Below are 22910 nucleotides of genomic sequence, written 5' to 3'. Positions count from 1 at the left end.
GGTCAGATCCCTTTTCCACGGGAAAAGGGATCTGACCCCGGCCAGGCCTCAACCCGGCGGCGGGCCCAGCTTCAGCGACAGATCGATGGCCTGCACGTGCTTGGTCAGTCCACCGATGGAGATGCAGTCAACGCCGTCCTCGGCGATCGAACGCAGGCCGCCCAGGCCCACGCTGCCTGACACTTCCAGCGGAATGCGGCCGGCCGTGATGCGCACTGCCTCGCGGCGCAGGTCGGGGCTGAAGTCATCCAGCAGGATGCGTTCGCAACCGGCTTCCAGCGCCTGGCGCAGCTGGGCCAGGTCCTCGACCTCGACCACCAGCGGCAGCGCGGGCCATTGCCGGCGCGCGGCGGCCACCGCCGCGGCCAGCGAACCGGCGGCACGGATGTGGTTTTCCTTCAGCATCACCGTGTCATAGAGGCCGAAGCGGTGGTTGTCGCCGCCGCCACAGCGCACTGCGTACTTCTGCGCCAGGCGCAGGCCAGGCAGAGTCTTGCGGGTGTCGAGGATGCGCGTGCCGGTACCGGCCACCGCCGCCACGTAGCGGGCAGTGGTGGTGGCGGTGCCAGACAGCGTCTGCAGGAAGTTCAGCGAGGTGCGTTCGGCGCTGACCAGGCTGCGGCTGCGCCCGTGCAGCAGGGCCAGCACGGTGCCTGCGGTGACCGCGTCACCTTCGGAGACACGCCATTCGATGCGCACGTCCGGGTCGAGTGCGCGGTGGGTGGCGTCGAACCACGGACGGCCGGCAATCACCCCGTCCTGCTTGCACAGCAGGTAAGCGCTGTCGGCCTGGTCGGGCAGCAGGGCGGCGGTGACGTCGCCGCTGCCCAGGTCCTCGGCCAGCGCCCGCGCGACATCGGCGGCGACAACGGCCGCATCCGGCGTCGGCAGCGCGCTCATGCGGCCGGGAAGTCGGCGATCTGGGCGGTCGGGATGGCTTCTTCGGCCAGCAGCACCGGGATGCCGTCGTCAACGCGGAACACCTGCTTGCGGTCGCGGGTGACCAGCGCTTCGCGCAGCGGCTGCGCCAGCGGGTTGCCATCGGCCTTGTTCACCGCGCCGGCCGAAATGGCCTTGTTGAGGGCTTCCAGGCCCTTGCCATCCAGCAGGGACAGGGGCTGGCGGGTGTCCGGCGACACCAGCAGGTCGAGCAGCTTGCGATCCATGGTTCTTCGTCTTGCGTGGAAGATGGCTAGAATACGTCTTTAAGGCAGGTGACGGCCAATGACCCCCAACCCGATCGCGCCGCTTGTCGGCATCGTCATGGGTTCCCGTTCCGACTGGGAAACCATGCAGCACGCCGCCCAGAAGCTTGAAGCCCTGGGTGTTCCGTTCGAAGTGAAGGTGGTGTCCGCGCATCGGACGCCGGATGTGTTGTTCAGTTACGCCGAGCAGGCGGGCCCGCGTGGCCTGCGCGCGATCATCGCCGGCGCCGGCGGGGCCGCCCACCTGCCGGGCATGATCGCCGCCAAGACCGCCGTGCCGGTGCTGGGCGTGCCGGTGCAGTCCAAGGCCCTCAACGGCATGGATTCGCTGCTGTCGATCGTGCAGATGCCGGCCGGCATTCCGGTTGCCACCTTCGCCATCGGCAATGCCGGCGCGTCCAACGCGGCGCTGTTCGCTGCTGCGATGCTGGCCAGCGACCAGCCGGCGATCGGCCAGGCGCTCGACGCCTTCCGTGCACGCCAGACCGAAGACGTGATGGCCCACGACGATCCGCGCCAATGAGCCTGACCGTCGGCATCCTGGGCGGCGGCCAGCTCGCCCGCATGATGGTTCTGGCCGGTGCGCCGCTGGGACTGCGCTTCCAGCTGTACGACCCGGCGGCCGACGCCTGCAGTGGCCCGCTGGCGCCGCTCACCGTCGGTGCCTTCGATGACCGCCACGCGCTGGCGGACTTCGCCGCCAAGGTCGATGTGGTCACTTTCGATTTCGAGAACGTGCCCGCAGACAGCGCGCAGTTCCTGGCCGACCGCGTGCCGGTCTATCCGCCGCCGGCCGCGCTGGCGGTGGCCCAGGACCGGTTGAGCGAGAAGACCCTGTTCCAGCAGTTGGGCATCCCGCTGCCGGCCTTCGCTGATATCCGCAGCCGTGACGAGCTGGCTGCGAAGGCGGCTGAGTTCGGCCTGCCGTGCATCCTCAAGACCCGCCGCCTTGGTTATGACGGAAAGGGCCAGTTCCGCCTGCGCAGCGAGGCCGACATCGACGCCGCGTGGGATGCACTGGGCGCGCAGGTCGAGCGTACCGGCCTGATCCTGGAAGGCTTCGTGGCGTTCCAGCGCGAGGTCAGCGTGGTCGCCGTGCGTGGCCGCGATGGCAGCTTCGAAGCCTGGCCGGTCACCGGCAACTGGCATGTCGACGGCGTGCTGTCGGCCAGCGTGGCACCGGCTGTGCTGTCCGATGCCGAGCAGCAGGCCGCGATCGGCTATGCCCGCCGTGTCGCCGAGCACCTGCAGTACGTCGGCGTGTTCGCGCTGGAGCTGTTCTGTCGCGATGGCGAGCTGTTGGCCAACGAGATGGCGCCGCGCGTACACAACTCCGGCCACTGGACCATCGAGGGCAGCGAGACCTCGCAGTTCGAGAACCATCTGCGTGCCGTGCTGGGCCTGCCGCTGGGCAGCACCCGCATGCTCGGCCACGCCTGCATGCTGAACTGGCTGGGCGCGATGCCTGGCCCGGCACCGGTGCTGGGCCAGGCCAGCGGCCATTGGCACGACTATGGCAAGGAGCCGCGCGAAGGCCGCAAGGTCGGCCACGCCACGTTGCGCGATGACGATGCTGCCGCGTTGGCCGATGCGCTGGAGCAGGTCGGCCTGGAGCTGGATCGCCAGGCCCAGGTGGCGCCGGCGGTGCACGCGCTGCGCAATCGCTGAGCCCGGTAGTGCCGGCCGCTGGCCGGCAGTGCAACGCTGTGAAGCGCCGGTGCAGGCATCGGCGCAACATTCCCGGTGGTAGCGTGGAGCTCCTTTCACAGGAGTCACCCCCATGCTCGACTGGAATGCCTACCGCAAGGAACTGAAGGGCCGTATCGGTGAGATCGGCAAGCTCTCACCGGATACGGTCAAGGGCTACGCCACCCTGGCCAACGCTGGCGCGCAGACCAACCACCTCGATGCGAAGACCCGCGAGCTGATCGCGTTGGCGGTGGCGGTGACCACCCGCTGCGACGGCTGCATCACCGTGCACGTGGATGCCGCGCTGAAGCACGGTGCCAACCGCGAGGAAATCGCCGAGGCGCTGGGTGTGGCGGTGTCGCTCAATGCCGGTGCGGCGCTGGTGTACTCGGCGCGGGTGATGGATGCGGTGGCCGCGCACGAGAACGCGTGAAGCCACGCTCTGCTTTCCGGTAGTGCCGGCCGCTGGCCGGCAGATTCGCCATCTCTTGTACACCGATGGGGATGCCGGCCAACGGCCGGCACTACCCCGGGGCGGAGCCGTTGCCTCAGCGTAGCTGGCTCTCAGCGAATTCCCAGTTGACCATCTGCCAGAACGCATCCAGATAACGCGCGCGGTCATTCTGGTAGTCGGTGTAGTAGGCGTGCTCCCAGACATCGCAGCACAGCAGCGGCGTACTTTCACCCGTCAGCGGCGTGCCGGCATTGCGGGTCGCCTGGATGCCCAGCTGTCCGCCCGGATGCTGCACCAGCCACACCCAGCCGGAGCCGAACAGGCCCAGCGCGGTGCGGTTGAATTCCTCGCGCAGGCGCTGCACGTCGCCGAACTGGCGCTTCACCAGCTCGCCCAGGCGGCCCTGCGGTTCGCCACCGCCACGGGGCCGCAGGCACTGCCAGTAGAAACCGTGGTTCCACGCCTGGGCGGCCGCATCGAACAGCTTGCCCTGGGCCTGGCGGACGATCTCTTCCAGTGGCGCGTCTTCCCACTCGGTGCCGAGGATGCCGGCATTGACCGCATCCACGTAGGCGCGATGGTGGCGGCCGTGGTGCAGCTCCAGGGTCTGTGCGGACAGGTGCGGCTGCAGGGAGCCGGAAAGGTAGGGCAGGGCAGGCAATTCGACAGGCATGGACAGGTTCGTGGCCAGAGGGGCGGCGGCAGCCGGTTCCATCCGCTTACAATGGCGGCTACCGTGGGCAGTCTAGCCGACCACCGCGGTCGGTTTGTCCGGCGAAGCAAGGAGTGAGGTTGTGGCGGTAATGCAGCAAATCCAGGCCGAGGTCGATCGTTACCCGCTCGTGCTGTTCATGAAGGGCACCCCGCAATACCCGATGTGCGGTTTCTCCAGCCGCGCCGTACAGGCGTTGATGGCTGCCGGCGCGGTCACCCTGCGCACCGTCAACGTGCTGGAAGAACCCGAGATCCGCGCCAACCTGCCGCGGTTCTCCAACCTGCCGACCTTCCCGCAGCTGTTCATCAATGGAGAGCTGATCGGCGGCTGCGACATCGTCCTGGAACTGTTTGAAGCCGGCGAGCTCAAGCGCATCGTCGAAGAGGCGACCCAGGGATGAGTGCCTGGCCATCGACGTCACCGACCAACGGGGCGCTCGATGGCCGCCCGTTGCAGGATCGCGTGGTGCTGGTTGCCGGCGCCGGCGGTGGGCTGGGCAGTGCGGCGGCCGTTGCCGCCGCCGCCGCCGGGGCCACCGTGGTCCTGCTGGGCCGCAAGCCGCGCCGCCTGGACCGTGTCTACGCCCAGGTCCAGGCCGTCGGCCCGGAACCGCTGCTGTATCCGCTGGATCTGGAGGGTGCGGGCCCCGACGACTATGCCGAACTGGCCCAGGCCCTGCAGCGCGAGCTGGGGCGCCTGGATGGAGTGCTGGTCTGTGCCGCCCATTTCCCCGGATTGACCCCGTTCGAACTGGCCGACCCGGCCAGTTTCGCCCGTGCGGTGCATGTCACGCTCACTGCCCCGGCGTGGCTGGCCCAGGCCTGTCTGCCGCTGCTGCGGCAGCGCGAGGACGCGGCCCTGGTGTTTGCGGTCGATGCCTCCGAACGGGTGGGGCAGGCCTATTGGGGGGGATACGGTGTGGCCCAGCATGGCCTGCGCGGGCTGATCACCAGCCTGCATGACGAACTCGGCCGCAGCCCGGTGCGGGTCAGCGGCCTGTATCCGGGCCCCCTGCGCACGGCGCTGCGCGCCAGGGCCTATTCCGTCGACCAGGACCCGGCCGCCCGGGGCCCGGAGGCCGCCGCTGCGGCGGCCGTGACCCTGCTGTCCAGCGCTGGGCTTGCCTGGCGGGGCCGGATTCTCGACGCCAGTGAGGCGCCCCTGCCGGAATGAGGCCGGGGGAAAGGCGGAGTGAAGATCCCGTCACGATTGCGTTGCGATCCGGTGCCGTTTGTCGCACAACCGTCACATTGATGGCGTAGCGTGTTAATCTAGTGTTAACCGTTGTGGCTGCCTTCAGCCAAGCGGTAGGGAACCCCAGATAAATCTCCGACCAGCCACCCGCAGGGCTGTTTGGATGCGCTTTTTTTCCGCCATCGCCAACTCGCATCGAGGCTACCGAAAAATGACCCACCCACTCCGGATGTCCAAGCTCACCCTTGGTCTCGTGGCTGCGCTCGCCGCCGCTCCCGCCTTCGCCCAGAGCACCTCTGCCGGTGTCGGCGGCCAGGTGATGTCCGCCGCAGGCCAGCCTGTCGCCGGCGCTGAAGTCACCATCACCCACACCGAGTCGGGCACCGTTTCGCGTGCCACCACCGATGCGTCGGGTCGATACAACGCGCGCGGCCTGCGCGTGGGTGGTCCGTACACCATCACCATCACCAAGTCCGGTGAAGGCACCAAGACCGAAGAGGGTGTCTACCTGAACCTGAACCAGGTCAACACCGTCAACGCCAACCTGGGCGGTGACCTGGCTGCGACCAACCTGGACGCGGTGAACGTTGTTGCGACCGCCGGCGGCCTGGACCTGTTTAGCGCCAACAAGATGGGCACCGGCAGCAACGTGACGCGCGAAACGATGGACGCGCTGCCGTCGGCCAACCGCAACATCCAGGACTACATCCGCCTGGACCCGCGCATCTCGCAGGTCAGCAAGGCTGACGGCGCGATCTCGGCCGGTGGCCAGAACACCCGCTACAACGCCATCCGCATCGACGGCATCAGCGCCTCCGATCCGTTCGGCCTGGGCTCCAACAACCTGCCGACCGAGCGTCAGCCGGTGTCGATGGATGCCATCCAGGAAATCAACATCGACCTGGCCAACTACGACACCACCATCGCCGGCGGTACCGGTGCGGTGATCAACGCCGTGACCAAGTCGGGTACCAATGAGTTCCACGGCACCGTGTACGGCTCGTACCGCGACAAGGACATGGTCCGTTCGCGCCTGGAAGGTGACAAGTCGGACTTCAATGGTTTCAAGGACGAGAAGACCTACGGCATGACGTTCGGCGGTCCGATCCTCAAGGACAAGCTGTTCTTCTTCACCAACTATGAAAAGTACGAGCGTAGCGGCGGCGGCGTGAGCCTGAGTGACAGCCCGTACAACAAGGATCCGTCCAAGGGCGGCATCAGTGACGCCGACATCTCGGCAGTCCAGAAGCGCATGAGTGATCTGGGCTATCCGGTCGGCGGCGTTGACGGTCTGAACAACAAGACGACGATCGAAGAGTACGCCGTCAAGCTCGACTGGAACATCAACGAGAACCACCGTGCGGCCTTGCGCTACAACAAGATGAAGCAGGACGTCGTCCGCTTCCCGCAGGTCAGCAGCAGCGCGCTGTCGCTGAGTGACTTCTGGTACACCCAGCCGACCCAGTACGAAACCTGGATGGGTGAACTGTTCAGTGACTGGTCCGAGAACTTCTCGACCGAGTTCAAGGTTTCGCACAAGGACTACTCGTCCAATCGTGTCGCGGCTTCGCACCTGCCGCAGATGCGCGTGCGCTTCGGCAACAACTCGCTGTACCTGGGCACCGAGCAGAACACTCACACCAATCTGGTCGAGTCGAAGGAACTTAGCGCCTTCGGTGCCGGTACCTGGTACATCGGTGACCACACCGTCAAGTTCGGTTTCGATTACACCGACAATAACCTGATGAACTTCTACGGCCGTAATCTGTACGGCGCGTACGACTTCCGCGACTTGGCGTCGTTCCTGAAGGGTACCGCCAACGGCTACCAGCTGCGCGTGCCGCGTCCGGGTGGCAGCTTGGATGATATTCCGGCCAAGTTCCATCTGAAGAACACTGGCCTGTTCATCCAGGACACCTGGGCGATCAACTACAACCTGAGCCTGATGTTTGGTGTCCGTCTTGATATCCCGGACTTCACCAGCCAGAACAAGTACAACACCGACATCCAGTCGCGCTACGGCTACGACAACACCAAACTGGTGGACAAGAGCCTGTTCCAGCCGCGTGTTGGCTTCAACTACACCTTCGACAGCGATCGTCCGACCCAGCTGCGCGGTGGCGTTGGCTTGTTCGGCGGTGCAGCACCGAACGTGTGGCTGGCAGGTGCCTACCAGAACACCGGTCTGAACTACGTCGAGTACAACGTCAGTGGCAACCCGGGTGGTTTCAGTGCTGATGCCGACAATCCGTTCATTCCGGATCCGTCGAAGATCATTGCTCGCCAGAACGTGGACATTATCGCTCCGGGCACCCGCCTGCCGTCGGTGTGGAAGGCCAACCTGGCGTTCGACCATGAGCTGCCGTGGTACGGCATCGTGGCGTCGGCTGAAGTGCTGTTCACCAAGGTCAAGGATGGTCTGTACTTCGAACGTCTGGACCTGACGGACGGCAAGGGCAAGGGTGCGACCTTCGTTTCGGCGCAGGACGGTCGTGAGCTGTACTGGAACCCGGCAGGTCTGAATCAGGCCAACAGCAAGATCGACAGCCGTTCCGGCGACAACCTGGGCATGGAGAACGGCACCAACGGCGCGCTGAACCGCGCCAACCGTCCGAACAACATCGGTGACGTGATGTTGCTGCGCAACACCGACAAGGGTCGTGGCAGCCAGGCTACCTTCTCGCTGGCCAAGCCGCTGACCGAGAACTGGGGCTGGTCGCTGGGTTACACCTACACCCAGTCGAAGGAAGTTAGCCCGCTGACCAGCTCGCAGAACACCTCGAACTGGAACAACACCCAGATCCTGAACGCCAACGAGAACATCGCGTACAACTCGCGCTATGCAATCAAGGACCGTATCACCGGCACCCTGGAGTGGAAGCACAACTTCTTCGGTGACAACGCTACCCGTATCGGCCTCTTCTACGAAGGTCGCTCGGGCCGTCCGTACAGCTACGTGTTCTACAACGATGCCAACGGCGACAGCGCCATCGGCAACGATCTGTTCTACGTGCCGAAGGGTGTGGGCGACGTGCTGTTCACTGGCGGCGCAACGATGGAGAAGAAGTTCTTCGATTGGCTGGCGCAGAACCCGGAACTCGAGGCCTACCGTGGCAGCGTGGTCCCGGCCAACTCGCACCGCGCCAAGTGGGTCAACAGCTTCGACGTTCGTATCAGCCAGGAATTCCCAGGCTTCGTGAAGGGTCACAAGGGTGAAGTCGCCCTGGACATCATGAATGTCGGCAACCTGCTGAACAAGAAGTGGGGCCTCATTGACGACTACGGCTTCTATGCAACCCGCCGCGTGGGCAACTTCGCAGGTATCGATCCGGCCACCGGGAAGTATGTGTACTCGTTCACCGGTGCGGATGATTCCTCGATCCAGGAAAACAACAATGACAAGGGCAACACTGCCGTGTCGCGTTGGTCCATGCAGCTGACTGTGAAGTACAAGTTCTGATCCGTCAGAGCTTGATGATGTAAACGGAAACGGCCGGGGAAACCCGGCCGTTTTCCGTTCAGGCGAAAGTCCTTGCAGGCCACTCTGCATCGGCGTAGCATCCAGAAATGTGCGCGGTGCCAACGCCGCCGATGCGGTCCCGGAAAGGCGAACGCGGGGAGCACACATCCAACGGTCGGGCTTCCCGGCCGTTTTGCTTTTTAAGGGGGCGGCAGTACAGTCGGAAACCTTGAAGGAAGCAAAAAATTGGACATGACCACGAACGAAAAATCAGCCCGCGCACTGCCAGTGCAGGACGCGCGGATCTACCCGCGCGGTGGGCTGGATGTGCTGTCGCGGGCCGAAGTGGCCCGCTTGCGCGATGCCTCTGCCGGCGGCATGCACGAGCTGCTGCGCCGCTGCGCGCTGGCCGTGCTGACCAGCGGCAGTGCCTCTGACGATCCTCGCGCGGCGCGCGATCTGTATCCCGATTTCGACATCCAGGTGGCGCAGCAGGATCGCGGCGTGCGCATCGACCTGGTCAACGCACCGGCCATGGCCTTCGTCGATGGCGAGATCATCCGCGGTGTTGCCGAACTGCTGTTCGCCGTGGTGCGTGACCTGGCCTACATGGCCATCGAGATGGGCCCTGCCTACGCGGCCGAGCTGGAGTCGTCCGAGGGCATCACCAACGCGGTGTTCGGCCTGCTGCGCAATGCGCGCATCCTCAACCCGGGTGACCCGAACCTGGTGGTGTGCTGGGGCGGCCACTCGATCTCGCGCGACGAGTATCTGTACACCAAGCAGGTGGGCTATGAACTGGGCCTGCGCGGCCTGGACATCTGCACCGGCTGCGGCCCGGGCGCGATGAAGGGCCCGATGAAGGGGGCCACGATCGCCCATGCCAAGCAGCGCCGTACCGTGACGCGCTACATCGGCCTGACCGAGCCGGGCATCATCGCCGCCGAGTCGCCGAACCCGATCGTCAACCACCTGGTGATCATGCCGGACATCGAGAAGCGCCTGGAGGCCTTCGTCCGCATCGGCCACGGCATCATCGTGTTCGCCGGTGGCGTCGGTACCGCCGAGGAAATCCTGTACCTGCTCGGCATCCTGCTGCGCGAGGAAAACAAGGACCTGCCGTTCCCGCTGATACTGACCGGACCGACCGTGGCGGCGCCGTACTTCGAGCAGATCGACCGCTTCATCCGCCTGACCCTGGGTGACGCGGCCGCCGAGCGCTACGAGATCATCGTCGGCGACCCGGTGGCGGTGGCGAAGAAGATGGCCAACGGCATCAAGCGCGTGCGCGAGCACCGCCTGGCGCAGAAGGACTCGTTCTTCTTCAACTGGTCGATCGAGATTCCGTGGGAGTACCAGCAGCCGTTCGTGCCCACCCACGAGGCGATGGCCGCATTGGACCTGCACCACGGGCGTGCGCCGCATGCGCTGGCGGCCGACCTGCGCCGCGCGTTCTCGGGCATCGTCGCCGGCAACGTGAAGGAAGACGGCATGCGTCGCATCGAACAGTTCGGACCGTTCCAGATCCATGGCGACCCGGACATGATGCAGGCGCTGGACGCGTTGCTGCGCGCTTTCGTCGAGCAGCGCCGGATGAAGATCTCCGGCGAATACCAGCCCTGCTACCAGGTGCTGGCCTGAGCCCGGGCCGGTGCGATGGGGATCGCGCCGGCCGGGGTGGGAAGGTGCGGGTCGTCAAGGCTTTGACGCCCGTCGCCCTGGATTGACCGTTCATCCTGCCGCCGCTTGCCGGTGGCGGGACGATGGCCCATCGTGGCCATCAACACGCTGGGGAGCGTCCAATGTCTTTGCGCCGGCAAAACGGCTTCACGCTGGTCGAGTTGATGATCACGCTGGTCATCCTGGTCATTCTGGCCAGCATCTCCTATCCCAGCTTCCGCACCGCGATGCGCTCGAACCGGCTGACCACCACCAACAACGAGGTGATCGGTCTGTTGTCGCTCGCTCGCAGCGAGGCCATCCGCAACCGCCATGGTGGCGGGGTGTGCGGCAGCAGCAACGGCACGTCCTGCGATGGTGAGTGGAGCAAGGGCATGCTGGCCTGGGGCGACGCCGATGGCGATGGCTCCGTCAGCGGCAGCGAAAGCGTGCTGCGCTTCTCCAAGGGCAGCAGCAGCCTGGCGGTCGAGGCTCCCAGCCCAACCGTCATCACCTTCGATTCCCAGGGACGCCGCCGCGCGTCCGCCGACCAGGTCGTGAGCCTGGTGCCGCAAGGCTGCAAGACGGGTGACCCCATGCGGACCCTGACCGTCCTATTCTCCGGCCAGGTCCGCTCCACCGCAGGAACCTGCAAATGAAACGTCGTCGTTCCGGCATGGGCGGGCCTGCCCGCAGTCGTGGCTTCAGCCTGATCGAGGTGCTGATCGCGCTGCTGGTGCTGGCGTTCGGCCTGCTTGGCTTTGCGCTGCTGCAGACCATGAACGTGCGGTTCGTGCAGAGCGCCAGCCAGCGCACCCAGGCCACCAGCCTGGCCTACGATCTGATCGAGCTGATGCGCGTACAGCGCAGCGAAACCCTCAACGGTGGCGAATACACCAAGGCCTCCTTCACTGCCGGCTCGGTCACCGCGCCGGCTGGCCCCTGCACCTGGCCCAACAGTGCCGACGTGACAGCCTCCAAGGCGAACGTGGCGCGCTGGCAATGCCAGGTCGTCAAGGTGCTGGGAGGCAAGGCCAGCGCCAACGTGACCGTCAATGATGGTCTGGTCACGGTGGGCATCGGCTGGGGAGACGAGCGATGGAACGCAGCCAATCCCGACAGCATCACCACGTTCACCCTGGTTACCCGTCTATGAAGCGCGCGCCTTCCGCTGCCAGCCATGCGGCTGGCCTCTCGCTGGTTGAACTGCTGATCTCGCTGGTCATCGGCCTGGTGCTGATGCTGGGCGTGACCCAGATCTTCATGGCTTCGCGGGCGGCCTCGCAGCTGTCCGAAGGTGTCGCGCGCACCCAGGAGAACGCCCGATTCGCGTTGGAGTTCCTCGAGCGCGACATCCGGATGGCCGGGCACATGGGCTGCGTGAATGACCAGGCGCACCTGGTGCGCGCCCAGGACAGTGTCAAGGTCAACATTGCCGGCGTGAAGTCGGGTGATGGCAGCCCGATGGACTTCTCGGTGCCGATCCAGGGTTACGAGGCACAGGGCACCGCGCCTGGCAACAAGCTGACCCTCGGCGCAAGCTGGGGGGCTGCCGGCAGCACGCCGTCGGCGATCACCAATCTGAAGCCCAAACCGCTTGGCGGCAGCGACATCATCGTGATGCGCTACCTTGCGCCGGAAGGCTCGCCGGTGCTGTCCATCGGCTCCGGTACTTCGCCGGACATCACGATCGCCAGTGACGCGGCGGCCCGCCTGTCGGCCGGTGCCGTCACCACGCCCTCGGCGTTTGCCGTGGCCGATTGCAGCAAAGTGGACGTGTTTGCCGGAAAAATCGCCGGCAGCACGATCACGGCCAGCAAAGCCGATCTCTCGGCGTATTCGGCCAACAACGCGGTGACCATGGTCTATCGGGTGGAATCGATGGCGTACTACGTGGCAACGAATACCGCCGGCGAACCCGCGCTGTACCGCGCGCGTGGCGCTGGCGACAACACGTTCGCCACCGGTGAGGAGCTGGTGGAGGGCATTGAGAGCCTGCAGTTCCTCTACGGCCAGGATACCGAGACGGCGATCAGCAGCACCGCGCCGCCGACCGGGGTAATCGCCTTCCAGAAGACTGCCAGCGGGGTCAGTACCGGTACCGATGCCGCCGCTGTCGCTGCGTGGCGACGGGTTGGCCTGGTGCAGTTTGGACTGCTGGTGCGCAGCCCGCAGCGCGCCGCGGCCGAGCAGGCCAATACGGCCGTGGCCCAGCTGGGCGTGCTCGGCGTTGGCTTCAATCCGCCCACGACCTACGACGATCGCTACCGCGCCTCCTACGAGGTGTCCGTGGCACTGCGCAACCGACTGTTCGGGAACTGACCCATGAAGCCCTCCGTCTCCCGTCGATTCCAGGGGCGTACGCAGCAGCGCGGTGCGGTGCTGTACGTGGCTCTGATGCTGTTGATCCTGCTGTCGCTGATCGGCGTGGTCGGCATGCAGGTGGCGAGCATGCAGGAGCGCATGTCCTCCAACTACCGGGCCGCCAACGTGGCGTTCCAGGCCAGCGAGCGGGCGGTCCGTGACGCCGAGCGGTCGATCGAGGAGATCGACAACAATACCGGCGACGGCGGCTCGTTGAAGGCTGACGCCATCAAGCGCATCTGCGATGACGGCTTCGATCCCACCCGCTGGGTGGGAGAGCAGAAACTGTCGGCGGCGCCGGTGGTCAGCGTGCGCCGCATCGACGCCTGCATCCAGGGCGAATCGACGCTGGGCATGGGCACGCCGGAAAGCGAAGAGCCCACCCGCGTCTACCAGATCACCGCGTTCGGCTCCGATCGCGATGCCGCCACCAGCAACGAGGGTACTTCCTCGGCGGCTGTCGACACTGTTTTCAAGCTTTGAGGAACCCGGTCATGGCGACCCGAAAGATCAAGATCCTGGCCGGCTCCGGGCTGTTGCTGGCGGTGGCTGGCGGCACCTGGCTTGCGATGAACCTGTTCGCCGCGCAGGCGCAGGGCACATTGTCGCAGCACCCGATGAACCTGAAGGTCTCCGCGCCGCCGTCATTCATCATGGCGGTGGACGATTCGGGTTCGATGACCTTCCAGACCCAGTTCCCGGGGCAGGATGGAACGGCGTGCTGGAGCAACGCGCGCAAGAGCTTCTTCAAGTCGGCCGGGGTCCTGAACAAACCGGATGACATCATTGCTTACGATGCGTGGAACAGGCCCTACAACGATGGGCAGTGCAACTATTTCTACCTGTTGCCGGGGCCGCGGATCAACACCAGTTATCTCGGAATCCCTGCGTTGGACGTGTTCGGGTTTGCCCGATCCGCTGCCTACAATCCAGCCTACTACGATCCCTCGATCCAGTATCAACCCTGGCTCCGTATCGTCAATGAGGCTGTTGAATCCTACCCGGCATCGGTCGCCAGTGCCGCGCTCATTGATCCGCGTAACCAGAATGACAGCAACTATGTCGTAAATGTATCGAGCAGCTACCTGGGAACTCGATCCTGGGATGTGCAGCGCATGCAGGACGGCATGTATGCCCCGCCGGGCCAGCGATACATGACCGTATCCGACTCCGGACGGTTCAGTTCCGTGCAGGAGAACAAATCTGGGACCTCATGGTCGTCCGCGGCCAACGCGTCGTTGGAGTACACGCCTGCGACGTTCTATATGCCCTTCAAGAGCGATGGCGACCCCTACCCGCAGTTGGCGGGAACGCCCAATGCCTATGCCAACGCGGGCAACAATCGGACCAAGGTCCTGGATGCCTGCGGCAAGGGTTGCCACATGTGGAAGTACGTGCTCACGGCAAGTGATGCGGCGGCAATGCAGAACTTCGCCAACTGGTTTACCTACTACGGAAACCGCAACCGCGCGATGATCGCGGGCATGACGCATGCGTTGAATGTCAACGATATGTATGTCGGCTATTTCAGGATCAACGATTTCCTGAAGTACAACAGCTCGACGGATGCTGCGAAGCGTCTAACGATCCAGGACATGAGCCTGATTGGTCAGAAGACTCAGCTGTATAACGACATGATCGCACTGACGGCCAGCGGTGGCACGCCAAACCGCAATGCGGTAAATGCGGCCGGCCTGCAGTTCATGCGAACCGACGATGCGGCCCCCATCAAGCTTTCCTGCCAGAAAAACGCGGTGATGCTGTTCACCGATGGCTACAGCAACAACGGCAACGGGTTCCCATCGAGTTCGATCCCCACCCCAGGGAACATTGACGGTGCCATGGGTGCCCCGTTCAAGGACAGCAACTCGGATACGATGGCTGATATCGCGGCGTACTATTACGTCAATCCGTTGCGCACCGATACCGCGATGCCCAAGGGCAATGTGCCGGTGCCGGAGCAGTGCGCGACCAGTACAGACAAGTCGCTGGACTGCAACAAGGACCTGCATATCAACTTCTACGGGATCACGCTGGGCGCGCGTGGCAATCTGTTCGATCCGAACAAGCAACAGAACCCGTATACCGATTCGGCGGTCTACAGCAACTGGCCAAGTCGCCAGAACGACAACCCCAGCACCGTGGATGACATCTGGCACGCCGCGACCAATACCCGCGGTGAGTACATCAACGCGCGTACTCCGGCAGACATCACCACGGCCATGCGCCGGGTGCTCTCGTCGGTCACCTCCGGGCCAGCGCCTTCGGGCAGCCAGGGCCTGACCGGCGCGCGTATCGGTACCGGGTCGCTGGCGGTCACGCCCCAGTTCGAAGTGGCCAACGAGGAAACCGATTGGTTCAGCCGCCTGAAGGCATCCAAGCTTGCGGTGAACGACAAGACGCAGCAGACCGAGTACACGCAGGTGTGGGAAGCGGCCGAGAAACTGGGCGCGCAGCGTTCGCGCACCATCGTCGCCACCAAGGGCAATGCTGCAGTTGACTTCAGCAGCACCAACATCGCCTTCACCGATCTCTGCAACAAGGACGAGAAGCAGTATCCGGGTATTGCGCGCTGTTCTGCGACCGAGGCTGAAAAGCTGGGCGGCGACATCGCCACGGCCATGGCTTATCTGCGCGGCGACGCATCACGCGAAGTGCGCAACTCGGGGGGCATCTATCGCACCCGTACCACCGTGCTGGGTGACATTGTCAATTCCAGCCCGGTGATCAGTTCGCCCCGCGACGACTATGGCTACCAGCGCATCAGCACCGCGATGGCGACCTCGTATGCGACGTACCTGACCCGCAAGCGCAACAATGGCCGCTACATGGTCTATGTCGGTGCCAATGACGGCATGCTGCATGCCTTCGACGGTGGCATGAACGGCAATGGCGTAAGTGACGGTGCCGGTGGCAGCGAGACCTTCGCCTACATCCCTGGAACCGCGCTGGGCCACATGGCCAACCTGCTGTATCCCTACGTGGCGGCCAACAAGTCCGACCAGCGCTTCCGTCATCGCTACTACGTGGATGGACCGATCGCGGTGGCGGACGCGCAGATCGGTGGCAACTGGGCCACGGCACTGGTCGGTACGGCCGGCGCCGGTGGGCGCTCGGTGTTCGCGCTGGATGTGACCACGCCGTCCAGCTTCGGTACCGGCAATCGCCTGTGGGAAATCAGTGACGTGGCGCCGGGGCTCGACAGCACCGTGAAGGCGAATATCGGTCATGTCCTTGGCAAGCCGGTGATCGTGCCGGTGAAGGAAGGGACCGGGGTGGCGTGGAAAGCGATCTTCGGCAACGGTTACAACAGCCTCAGCCGCAAGGCCGTGCTGTTCGTGGTCGACCTGGGATCGGGCGCGGTGCGGATGATCACTGCTACCGAGGCCGCAGCAACCGCACCTGCCGGTGACAATGGCCTGGGCAACATCGTAGCTGTCGACCGTTGGCGCGCCGACAGCGCCGGTGGGACCGGGCGTGTACGTGGCCGTGACGGCCTGGCGGACACGATCTATGCGGCCGACCAGCGCGGCGCGCTGTGGAAGTTCGACCTGGAAAGCACGGCGACCTCGGTCACCACGCCGGTGTTCACCACGGCGCGCCAGACCAACAACAACAACCAGGTGTATCGCCAGCCGATTACCGGTGGCATGACCGCCGTGACCGGACCCGGTGGTGGCGTGATGCTGGTGCTGGGTACCGGCAGCTTCTCCTTCGACAATGACCCTCAGGATCTCACCGCGCAGTCGCTGTACGGTGTCAACGACACCAGCAAGGATCAGCCGGAGGCCACGATCGTGCCCGCCAATCTGGTGGCCTATACGGTGACCACCACCAACAAGTTGCGCACGGTCACGGCCACGCCCTTCTCCGGGGCGGCGCGCGGATGGAGCATTGCACTGCCCGGCGCAGGTGAACGCTTTGTTGGTAATCCTGCCGTGGCGTCGGGAACGGTGTTCATGCCGACCTACATGCCTACCGCGGGTGGCCGTGGCTGTTCGACCGAGGGAAGCAACTGGCTGTTTGGCCTCAATCCGATCTCGGGTGTTGCATCGCTGGAGCAGGCGCGGGTCGGGTCCATTACCGGCACGCCCTACGGAGCGGGCACGGCTGGCGTGAGTCTCGACACCGGCGGCACCGCACCGGTGAAGGACGTCAATGTCTCGGTGATGCCGCGCCTGGCAAAGGGTGCCGATCGAGGCGGACGTGCCTGCTGGATGGCGGTCAATGTGGCGGGTGCTCCGACGATGTACGTGCCTTATCCCTGCGGTCGCCAATCCTGGCGCCAGATCCAGTAACGAAGACATGCCCATGAGCCTGAACACTCTTTCCCGTACCCTGCGTCGTCCCGGCAAACAGCACGGTTTCTCCCTCATCGAACTGATGATCGTGGTGATCGTGCTCGGCATCCTGGCCGCGATTGTCGTTCCGTCGTACCAGCAGTACATCCGCCAGTCGCACCGGGGCGTGGCCAAGGCGGACCTGGTGGAATACGCGCAGCGTGCTGAGCGCTACTACTCGGTGAACAACACCTACTCGGGCTTCGCGCTGCCCAGCAAGGTGTCGCCGCGCGAGGGCGGGACCACACGGTACGCGATCACGTTCGATGGCAAGGCGTCCTCGTTCACGCTGACTGCGACGCCCCAGGGCAACCAGACCAAGGACAGCTGCGGGACGCTGAGCGTGGACCAGGCCAACCGCAAAACGGCCAGCGGCACGGTTTCCGATTGCTGGTAAATCAGGTGTTGATCTTCCTCTGAACGCCCAGTACAATGCGCCTCCCCGCCCGAATAGCTCAGCCGGTTAGAGCACTTGACTGTTAATCAGGGGGTCGTTGGTTCGAGTCCAACTTCGGGCGCCAGATACTGCAAAAGCCGCGAGAAATCGCGGCTTTTGTCGTTTTGGCCCGTCAGCAGGGAAGGGTGCGGTCGACACGCTCGCTGCGGATGCGGCCGCCGTTGTTGATGACCAACCTGCCATGCAGCCGGTCTCCTGCGCAGATGCGCAGCGTCAGATTGGCACCGGGACTGCGCCCGTCAGGCTGGAAGAACAGCAGCGGCCGTCCACCGCTGGCCTGGGCGACGATGGCGATGTCGGTCCGGCCTTGATGGTGGATCAGGATGTCCTGGGCGGATGCTGGTGTCCCCCGGTGCCTGCCGCTGCGATAGATGATCCACCCTGCGCTCCAGTCGCGGGAGCACTGCTCACCGTCGTCGCTGGCGCACAGCCCGATCAGTTCGCGGCGCTTCAGGGCCTCGCTTCTGGCGCTGGAAAGACTGGCATGCAGGGTCAGCTGCAGGGCGTCGGCGCGTTGCCGCAACAGCACCGGGCGCAGGGCCGGCCAGCCCACGGCCAGCAGAACGGAAAGGATGGCGATCACCACCAGCATCTCAACCAGATGCATGCCGGGTGATGCTGAACGACAGTGGGCGGGAGTGCGATGCATGGCATCAAGCCTCGCGCCGCAGCGGGACGGCCGCCATCAGGCACTGCCGCGCCCGCCTGCCCGGAAAGCCCTCAGCCGGCCGTCACCCCTTGCCCCGTATACTTGTCCTTCCCGGGAACTGGCAACACCATGAGCGACCGTTTCGAACTCGTCTCGCCGTATTCGCCGGCGGGCGACCAGCCTGATGCCATCGCGAAGCTGACCAGCAACTTCGAGGCGGGCATCGCCAAGCAGACCCTGCTGGGCGTCACCGGCTCGGGCAAGACCTACACCATCGCCAACGTCATCCAGAACGTGCAGAAGCCGACGCTGATCATGGCGCCGAACAAGACGCTGGCGGCGCAGCTGTATGGTGAGTTCAAGGCGTTCTTCCCGCACAACGCGGTCGAGTATTTCGTCAGCTACTACGACTACTACCAGCCGGAGGCCTACGTGCCTTCGTCGGACACCTTCATCGAGAAGGACAGTTCGATCAACGAGCACATCGAGCAGATGCGGCTGGCCGCGACCAAGACCCTGCTGTCGCGCCCGGATGCGATCGTGGTGGCCACGGTGTCGGCGATCTATGGCCTGGGTGCGCCGGAGGACTACCTGTCGCTGCGCCTGATCCTGTCCAAGGGTGAGCGCATCGACCAGCGCGACCTGATCAATCACCTGACCCAGCTGCAGTACACGCGCAATGAGTACGAGCTTCAGCGCGGCACGTTCCGCGTGCGTGGCGAAGTGATCGACGTGTTCCCGGCCGAGTCGGACAGCGAAGCGCTGCGCATCGAGCTGTTCGACGGCGAGGTCGAGAAGATCACCCTGTTCGACCCGCTCACCGGTGAGACGATGCGCAACATGCAGCGTTTCACCGTCTACCCCAAGACCCACTACGCCACTACCCGCGAGCGCGTGCTGGCCGCGGTGGAAACGATCAAGGTGGAGTTGAAGGAGCGGCTTGAGCAGCTGTACGCGGAAAACAAGCTGGTGGAGGCGCAGCGCCTGGCACAGCGCACGCAGTTCGACATCGAGATGATGGCCGAGGTCGGGTTCTGCAACGGTATCGAGAACTACTCGCGGCACCTGACCGGCAAGAACGCCGGCGAGCCGCCACCGACGCTGTTCGACTACCTGCCGCCGGACGCGCTGCTGGTCATCGACGAATCGCACGTGACCATTCCGCAGATCGGCGCCATGTTCAAGGGCGATCGCTCGCGCAAGGAGACCCTGGTCGAGTTCGGATTCCGCCTGCCGTCGGCACTGGACAACCGACCGCTGCGTTTCGAGGAATGGGAGGCGCGTTGCCCGCGCGCGATCTACGTGTCCGCCACGCCGGGCCCGTATGAGTACCGCGAGGCCGGCGACGAGATCACCGAGCTGGTGGTGCGCCCGACAGGCCTGATCGATCCGGTGGTGGAGATCCGCCCGGTGGGCACCCAGGTCGACGACCTGATGAGTGAGGCCAACGCGCGCATCAAGGCCGGTGACCGAGTGCTGGTCACCACGCTGACCAAGCGCATGGCCGAGAACCTCACCGAATACCTGACCGAACACGGTATCCGCGTGCGTTACCTGCACTCGGACGTGGATACGGTCGAGCGCGTGGAGATCATCCGCGACCTGCGCCTGGGCAAGTTCGATGTGCTGGTGGGCATCAACCTGCTGCGCGAAGGCCTGGACATGCCCGAGGTGTCGCTGGTGGCGATCCTCGACGCCGACAAGGAAGGCTTCCTGCGCTCCACCGGTTCGCTGATCCAGACCATCGGCCGCGCCGCCCGCAATGTGCGCGGCAAGGCGATCCTGTATGCGGACAAGGTGACCCGCTCGATGCAGGCAGCGATCGACGAGACCGACCGCCGCCGCGCCAAGCAGGTCGAGTACAACGAAGAACATGGCATCGTGCCGCGCTCGGTGGCGCGCCCGATCGTCGACGTCCTCGAAGGTGCGCGTTCGGATGCGGCGGAGAAGGAAGCCAAGAAGGGCAAGGGCAAGGGCAGGGCGGGTGTTGCCGAGGACGGAGCCGATTACCGTTCGCTCGGTCCGGCGCAGCTGGCGGCGCGTCTCAAGGCGCTGGAACAGCAGATGTACCAGCACGCCAAGGACCTGGAATTCGAGGATGCCGCACGGGTGCGTGACCAGATCCGGCAGCTGAAGGAAGCGAGTCTGGGCTGAACGCGGCGGTGCAGCATCTTCTTCACAAAAGTGTTGCGCTTCACGGCCGGCATCCGTAATATACGCGGCCTGCACCGACGCAATCGCGGACGTTCAGAAGCAAAAACGGGCGGTTAGCTCAGCGGTAGAGCACTACCTTGACATGGTAGGGGTCACAGGTTCGAACCCTGTACCGCCCACCACGAAGTCTCCGGAAGGAGGCTGTCGTGAACTGAAGAGCCCGGCCCTGGCGCCGGGTTTTTACGTAGCAAGGCCAGCTTTCGGGCGGCAGGAACAAGATGGGCGGTTAGCTCAGCGGTAGAGCACTACCTTGACATGGTAGGGGTCACAGGTTCGAACCCTGTACCGCCCACCACCTGGCTCCCGGCATTGCCGGTGCAGCGGTGGATCACGATGAAAGCCGGCCCTGGGCCGGCTTTTTCGTTTACGACGGTTGCCGGTGCCGGTGCCGGTGCCGAGCGTCAGCGCTGGGCAACCCATTCGTCGATGCTGATCATGCGCTGCAGCCGCCAGTGCCCGTCCACGCGTTCCCAGACCTGCGCGAAACGTGCTGAACCGGCCTGATGCTGCTGGCCGCCTGCAGGCAGGCGCTGGTTGCCCACGCGCAGCACGCGGTCCTGGCGTAGCCGGTACAACTGCAGGGCCGTCGGCTCCGGTGTCTGGTCATGTGCCGGGGGCACGCCCGCATGCCCGGCGTCGGCCTGCAGGATCTGGCTGCGCAGGGAGGCATCCCCGGCGTCGGCATCGCGGCCGAACAGGCCAGCGCACAACAGCAGCAGGGCAAGCATCGGCATGGCACGGTGCTCCGGAGAAGGGAGTCCAGCGTGGCACTGCCCCCTGCGCTGTGAAACCGGTATGCGACGAAAGCCGGAAAAGCGCCCGCCAAGTCGCTGCGGGAAGGATGAATCCGGGCCAGGAAGTGCCGGGCCGCGCTTCAAGGCGGCCCGGCGTGGTGGGCCACTGCGGGGTGGCCCGGTCATGGCCGCGGCGCTGGCTCAGCTCCGCGGCGGGTGTGGCAGGTCAGCGATGCCGACCCCATGCACGGATCCGGTTACAACGGATCGCAGCACAGCAGCTGGCCGTGCTTGCCCGCGTTGCCGAACGGGCACTGCGGGTGTGGTTCGCAGCCCGGTGCATATCCGGTCTTGGGCGAGACGGCGAAGGCCTGGCTGGCGCCGAAGGCCATGGCCGCGACAACGACGATACCGGCGACGGACGAAAGCACTTTCTTTCCGATCATGTGTATCTCCTTGGTTGGCGTTGTGGAGTTGCAGTTGCCGAAGGCACGGGAGTGCCGGTTGTGGCGCGAATGCGGTAACAGGGGGCCGCGACGCAATGCGCGGCACGCGGGATCAGGGCAGCGCCGGCTTCGGTGCGAGCGACGCGACGGCAGCCTGCACGACCTGGGCGTCGAGCTGGCCGACATGCTTGTAGGCAACGCGGCCATCGGCAGCCAGCACCATCAGCATCGGCGTGACGGTGGCGCGATAGCGCGTGGACGCGGCGGCTTCGTTGTCGATGGCGATCGGGAAGCGCAGTGCATGTTTGCCGGCGTAGTCCGCCAGCTGGTCGTATGGCGGCATGCCGACACCGACCAGTTCGCTGTTGCCGCGGGCCGCAGCGATCTGTTGCAGCTGCGGTACCGAGGCCAGGCAGTAGCGGCATGCGGTGGAGAAGAAATAGAGGATCTGCGGAACCTCGCGGGCACCGCCGATATCGACGAAGGTCTGCTGCGTGGTGCGCAGCGCCAGCGCATCCGGGCGACTACCCAGTTCGAGGCCATGTGCTGCAAGACGCATGTCCTGCAGCTGCGTGGCCATCTGCTCATTGATCTGCCGCAGCTGGCGGTTCTGCCATCCGAGCGCGATGACCAGCACGGACAGCAGCAGGGCGACAACGGGGAACAGGACGCGCTTGAGCATCGATCATCCTTGAACACAGCGTTGGGTCGAACATACCCGAACTGGCGCGCAGGTTGTTAAGCGGATGTTCCCGGCACATCCTCCGACGGAGCGCATGTACTAGAGTTGTGCCCGCGCAGGCATGCGTGCATGCCCTCCACCCATCCCCAGGATCTTTCAACGATGAGCGATCATGTGCCGGTTTCCAGGCCCAATCCGTTCTTTGAACTGCTGTTCGGCGGCAACATGCTGGAAGGTACGTTCAAGGCAGTGATCTGGGTCGCCCTGTTGTCCGCTGTGCTGGCCTGGACCACGTTCCGCTGAGCGGGGGCGCGGCACTGCCGCCGCGTTGCGGCAGGCCGGTGCTCAGGCGCTGAAGGCCTGGCGCAGGCTGCGCAGGGTGGCCTGCCGGTGCTCTTTCGCGCTGGCCTCGCCCATTTCCAGTTCCTGCAGGCGCAGCCCGACCAGGGTCATCGAAAGCGCGTATCCCCGGGCTGCGTCGGCAACGCGCGACTGGCCGAGCGCGCGACGTGCAAGCGCGCTTACGTGCTCAAGGTCGGGCATCAGGCCAAGGTAGACGCGTTCGGCGCTGTCCAGATCGGGGGCTCGCAGGATCGCGTGTGCTTCGGAGGTGGGGGAGACGGAGGCCATGGGGAGTCCTTGTCCGTA

23 protein-coding genes and 3 tRNA genes are annotated in these 22910 nt (G+C 65.0%); 18 read left to right on the top strand and 8 right to left on the bottom strand.

The window, feature by feature from the left end; translation table 11 throughout:
- Nucleotides 1–48: 48 nt before the first annotated feature.
- Nucleotides 49–900, bottom strand: a complete 852-nt coding sequence (nadC, locus tag AC5P9F_RS00605) for a carboxylating nicotinate-nucleotide diphosphorylase (protein WP_005408846.1) — start codon at nucleotides 898–900, stop codon at nucleotides 49–51.
- Nucleotides 897–1166 carry a Trm112 family protein gene (locus AC5P9F_RS00600; protein ID WP_005408847.1) on the bottom strand — a complete coding sequence of 90 codons (270 nt, stop codon included), beginning with the start codon at nucleotides 1164–1166 and terminating at the stop codon, nucleotides 897–899. The genes nadC and AC5P9F_RS00600 overlap by 4 nt, the downstream gene beginning before the upstream one ends.
- Nucleotides 1167–1224: 58 nt before the next feature.
- Here AC5P9F_RS00600 and purE point away from each other — a divergent pair, with 58 nt between their 5' ends.
- The 3 genes from purE to AC5P9F_RS00585 all read left to right on the top strand — a co-directional run bounded on the left by purE (nucleotide 1225) and on the right by AC5P9F_RS00585 (nucleotide 3327).
- Nucleotides 1225–1728: a 5-(carboxyamino)imidazole ribonucleotide mutase gene (gene purE, locus AC5P9F_RS00595; protein ID WP_005412808.1), complete on the top strand. Its 504-nt coding sequence runs from the start codon at nucleotides 1225–1227 to the stop codon at nucleotides 1726–1728.
- On the top strand, nucleotides 1725–2873 hold the full coding sequence (locus AC5P9F_RS00590; protein WP_005412809.1) for a 5-(carboxyamino)imidazole ribonucleotide synthase: 1149 nt from the start codon (nucleotides 1725–1727) through the stop codon (nucleotides 2871–2873). Before purE ends, AC5P9F_RS00590 begins: the two co-directional genes overlap by 4 nt.
- Before the next feature lie 112 nt (nucleotides 2874–2985).
- Nucleotides 2986–3327 carry a carboxymuconolactone decarboxylase family protein gene (locus AC5P9F_RS00585; RefSeq protein WP_005408850.1) on the top strand — a complete coding sequence of 114 codons (342 nt, stop codon included), beginning with the start codon at nucleotides 2986–2988 and terminating at the stop codon, nucleotides 3325–3327.
- A 115-nt stretch (nucleotides 3328–3442) separates the two neighbouring features.
- On the opposite strand, the gene AC5P9F_RS00580 is transcribed toward AC5P9F_RS00585, so the two are convergent.
- Entirely contained in the window at nucleotides 3443–4021 is a 579-nt protein-coding gene (locus tag AC5P9F_RS00580) for a superoxide dismutase (RefSeq protein ID WP_012479673.1), read from the bottom strand.
- A gap of 121 nt (nucleotides 4022–4142) precedes the next feature.
- On the opposite strand from AC5P9F_RS00580, the gene grxD reads away from it, so the two are divergent.
- From grxD to AC5P9F_RS00525, 11 genes are all read left to right on the top strand, one after another.
- Entirely contained in the window at nucleotides 4143–4463 is a 321-nt protein-coding gene (grxD, locus tag AC5P9F_RS00575) for a Grx4 family monothiol glutaredoxin (RefSeq protein ID WP_005408852.1), read from the top strand.
- Nucleotides 4460–5236 (top strand): SDR family NAD(P)-dependent oxidoreductase, encoded by a 777-nt coding sequence (locus AC5P9F_RS00570; protein WP_005412811.1) that lies wholly within the window; start codon nucleotides 4460–4462, stop codon nucleotides 5234–5236. The genes grxD and AC5P9F_RS00570 overlap by 4 nt, the downstream gene beginning before the upstream one ends.
- Before the next feature lie 232 nt (nucleotides 5237–5468).
- Nucleotides 5469–8717, top strand: a complete 3249-nt coding sequence (locus AC5P9F_RS00565; protein WP_080101792.1) for a TonB-dependent receptor — start codon at nucleotides 5469–5471, stop codon at nucleotides 8715–8717.
- 252 nt (nucleotides 8718–8969) lie between these two features.
- Entirely contained in the window at nucleotides 8970–10358 is a 1389-nt protein-coding gene (ppnN, locus tag AC5P9F_RS00560) for a nucleotide 5'-monophosphate nucleosidase PpnN (protein WP_032966556.1), read from the top strand.
- 161 nt (nucleotides 10359–10519) lie between these two features.
- Entirely contained in the window at nucleotides 10520–11035 is a 516-nt protein-coding gene (locus AC5P9F_RS00555) for a GspH/FimT family pseudopilin (protein WP_005408856.1), read from the top strand.
- Nucleotides 11032–11532 carry a type IV pilus modification protein PilV gene (pilV, locus tag AC5P9F_RS00550; protein WP_005408857.1) on the top strand — a complete coding sequence of 167 codons (501 nt, stop codon included), beginning with the start codon at nucleotides 11032–11034 and terminating at the stop codon, nucleotides 11530–11532. The genes AC5P9F_RS00555 and pilV overlap by 4 nt, the downstream gene beginning before the upstream one ends.
- Nucleotides 11529–12698, top strand: coding sequence for a PilW family protein (locus AC5P9F_RS00545; RefSeq protein WP_005408858.1), 1170 nt, complete (start codon nucleotides 11529–11531; stop codon nucleotides 12696–12698). The genes pilV and AC5P9F_RS00545 overlap by 4 nt, the downstream gene beginning before the upstream one ends.
- Before the next feature lie 3 nt (nucleotides 12699–12701).
- The gene (locus tag AC5P9F_RS00540; protein WP_005408859.1) at nucleotides 12702–13223 is read left to right on the top strand and encodes a pilus assembly PilX family protein; all 522 of its coding nucleotides are present in this window, start codon (nucleotides 12702–12704) and stop codon (nucleotides 13221–13223) included.
- 11 nt (nucleotides 13224–13234) lie between these two features.
- Nucleotides 13235–17038 (top strand): pilus assembly protein, encoded by a 3804-nt coding sequence (locus tag AC5P9F_RS00535; RefSeq protein WP_164170802.1) that lies wholly within the window; start codon nucleotides 13235–13237, stop codon nucleotides 17036–17038.
- Between the two features lie 13 nt (nucleotides 17039–17051).
- On the top strand, nucleotides 17052–17477 hold the full coding sequence (locus tag AC5P9F_RS00530; RefSeq protein WP_005408861.1) for a type IV pilin protein: 426 nt from the start codon (nucleotides 17052–17054) through the stop codon (nucleotides 17475–17477).
- Nucleotides 17478–17524: 47 nt separating this feature from the next.
- A tRNA-Asn gene (locus AC5P9F_RS00525) sits at nucleotides 17525–17601 on the top strand.
- 48 nt (nucleotides 17602–17649) lie between these two features.
- On the opposite strand, the gene AC5P9F_RS00520 is transcribed toward AC5P9F_RS00525, so the two are convergent.
- Nucleotides 17650–18144 (bottom strand): GspH/FimT family pseudopilin, encoded by a 495-nt coding sequence (locus AC5P9F_RS00520; RefSeq protein WP_012479680.1) that lies wholly within the window; start codon nucleotides 18142–18144, stop codon nucleotides 17650–17652.
- A 171-nt stretch (nucleotides 18145–18315) separates the two neighbouring features.
- Between AC5P9F_RS00520 and uvrB the strand changes: the two genes are divergently transcribed.
- The 3 genes from uvrB to AC5P9F_RS00505 all read left to right on the top strand — a co-directional run bounded on the left by uvrB (nucleotide 18316) and on the right by AC5P9F_RS00505 (nucleotide 20695).
- On the top strand, nucleotides 18316–20340 hold the full coding sequence (gene uvrB / locus AC5P9F_RS00515; protein ID WP_005408863.1) for an excinuclease ABC subunit UvrB: 2025 nt from the start codon (nucleotides 18316–18318) through the stop codon (nucleotides 20338–20340).
- A 107-nt stretch (nucleotides 20341–20447) separates the two neighbouring features.
- Nucleotides 20448–20522 (top strand) — tRNA-Val (locus AC5P9F_RS00510).
- A 98-nt stretch (nucleotides 20523–20620) separates the two neighbouring features.
- Nucleotides 20621–20695, top strand: a tRNA-Val gene (locus AC5P9F_RS00505).
- 106 nt (nucleotides 20696–20801) lie between these two features.
- On the opposite strand, the gene AC5P9F_RS00500 is transcribed toward AC5P9F_RS00505, so the two are convergent.
- The 3 genes from AC5P9F_RS00500 to AC5P9F_RS00490 all read right to left on the bottom strand — a co-directional run bounded on the left by AC5P9F_RS00500 (nucleotide 20802) and on the right by AC5P9F_RS00490 (nucleotide 22262).
- Nucleotides 20802–21134 (bottom strand): hypothetical protein, encoded by a 333-nt coding sequence (locus AC5P9F_RS00500; protein ID WP_005412816.1) that lies wholly within the window; start codon nucleotides 21132–21134, stop codon nucleotides 20802–20804.
- Nucleotides 21135–21391: 257 nt separating this feature from the next.
- Nucleotides 21392–21580, bottom strand: coding sequence for a hypothetical protein (locus AC5P9F_RS00495; protein WP_005408865.1), 189 nt, complete (start codon nucleotides 21578–21580; stop codon nucleotides 21392–21394).
- Between the two features lie 112 nt (nucleotides 21581–21692).
- The gene (locus tag AC5P9F_RS00490) at nucleotides 21693–22262 is read right to left on the bottom strand and encodes a TlpA family protein disulfide reductase (protein WP_005408866.1); all 570 of its coding nucleotides are present in this window, start codon (nucleotides 22260–22262) and stop codon (nucleotides 21693–21695) included.
- Between the two features lie 162 nt (nucleotides 22263–22424).
- Between AC5P9F_RS00490 and AC5P9F_RS00485 the strand changes: the two genes are divergently transcribed.
- Nucleotides 22425–22565, top strand: coding sequence for a hypothetical protein (locus AC5P9F_RS00485; RefSeq protein WP_005408867.1), 141 nt, complete (start codon nucleotides 22425–22427; stop codon nucleotides 22563–22565).
- Nucleotides 22566–22607: 42 nt separating this feature from the next.
- Here the strand turns inward: AC5P9F_RS00485 and AC5P9F_RS00480 are convergent, their stop codons facing one another.
- The gene (locus tag AC5P9F_RS00480) at nucleotides 22608–22892 is read right to left on the bottom strand and encodes a hypothetical protein (protein WP_005408868.1); all 285 of its coding nucleotides are present in this window, start codon (nucleotides 22890–22892) and stop codon (nucleotides 22608–22610) included.
- Nucleotides 22893–22910: the final 18 nt, after the last annotated feature.

The sequence above is a fragment of the Stenotrophomonas sp. YJH_SMC_4 genome, from assembly GCF_059371575.1.
This window is presented reverse-complemented; position numbering and strand designations above follow the sequence as displayed.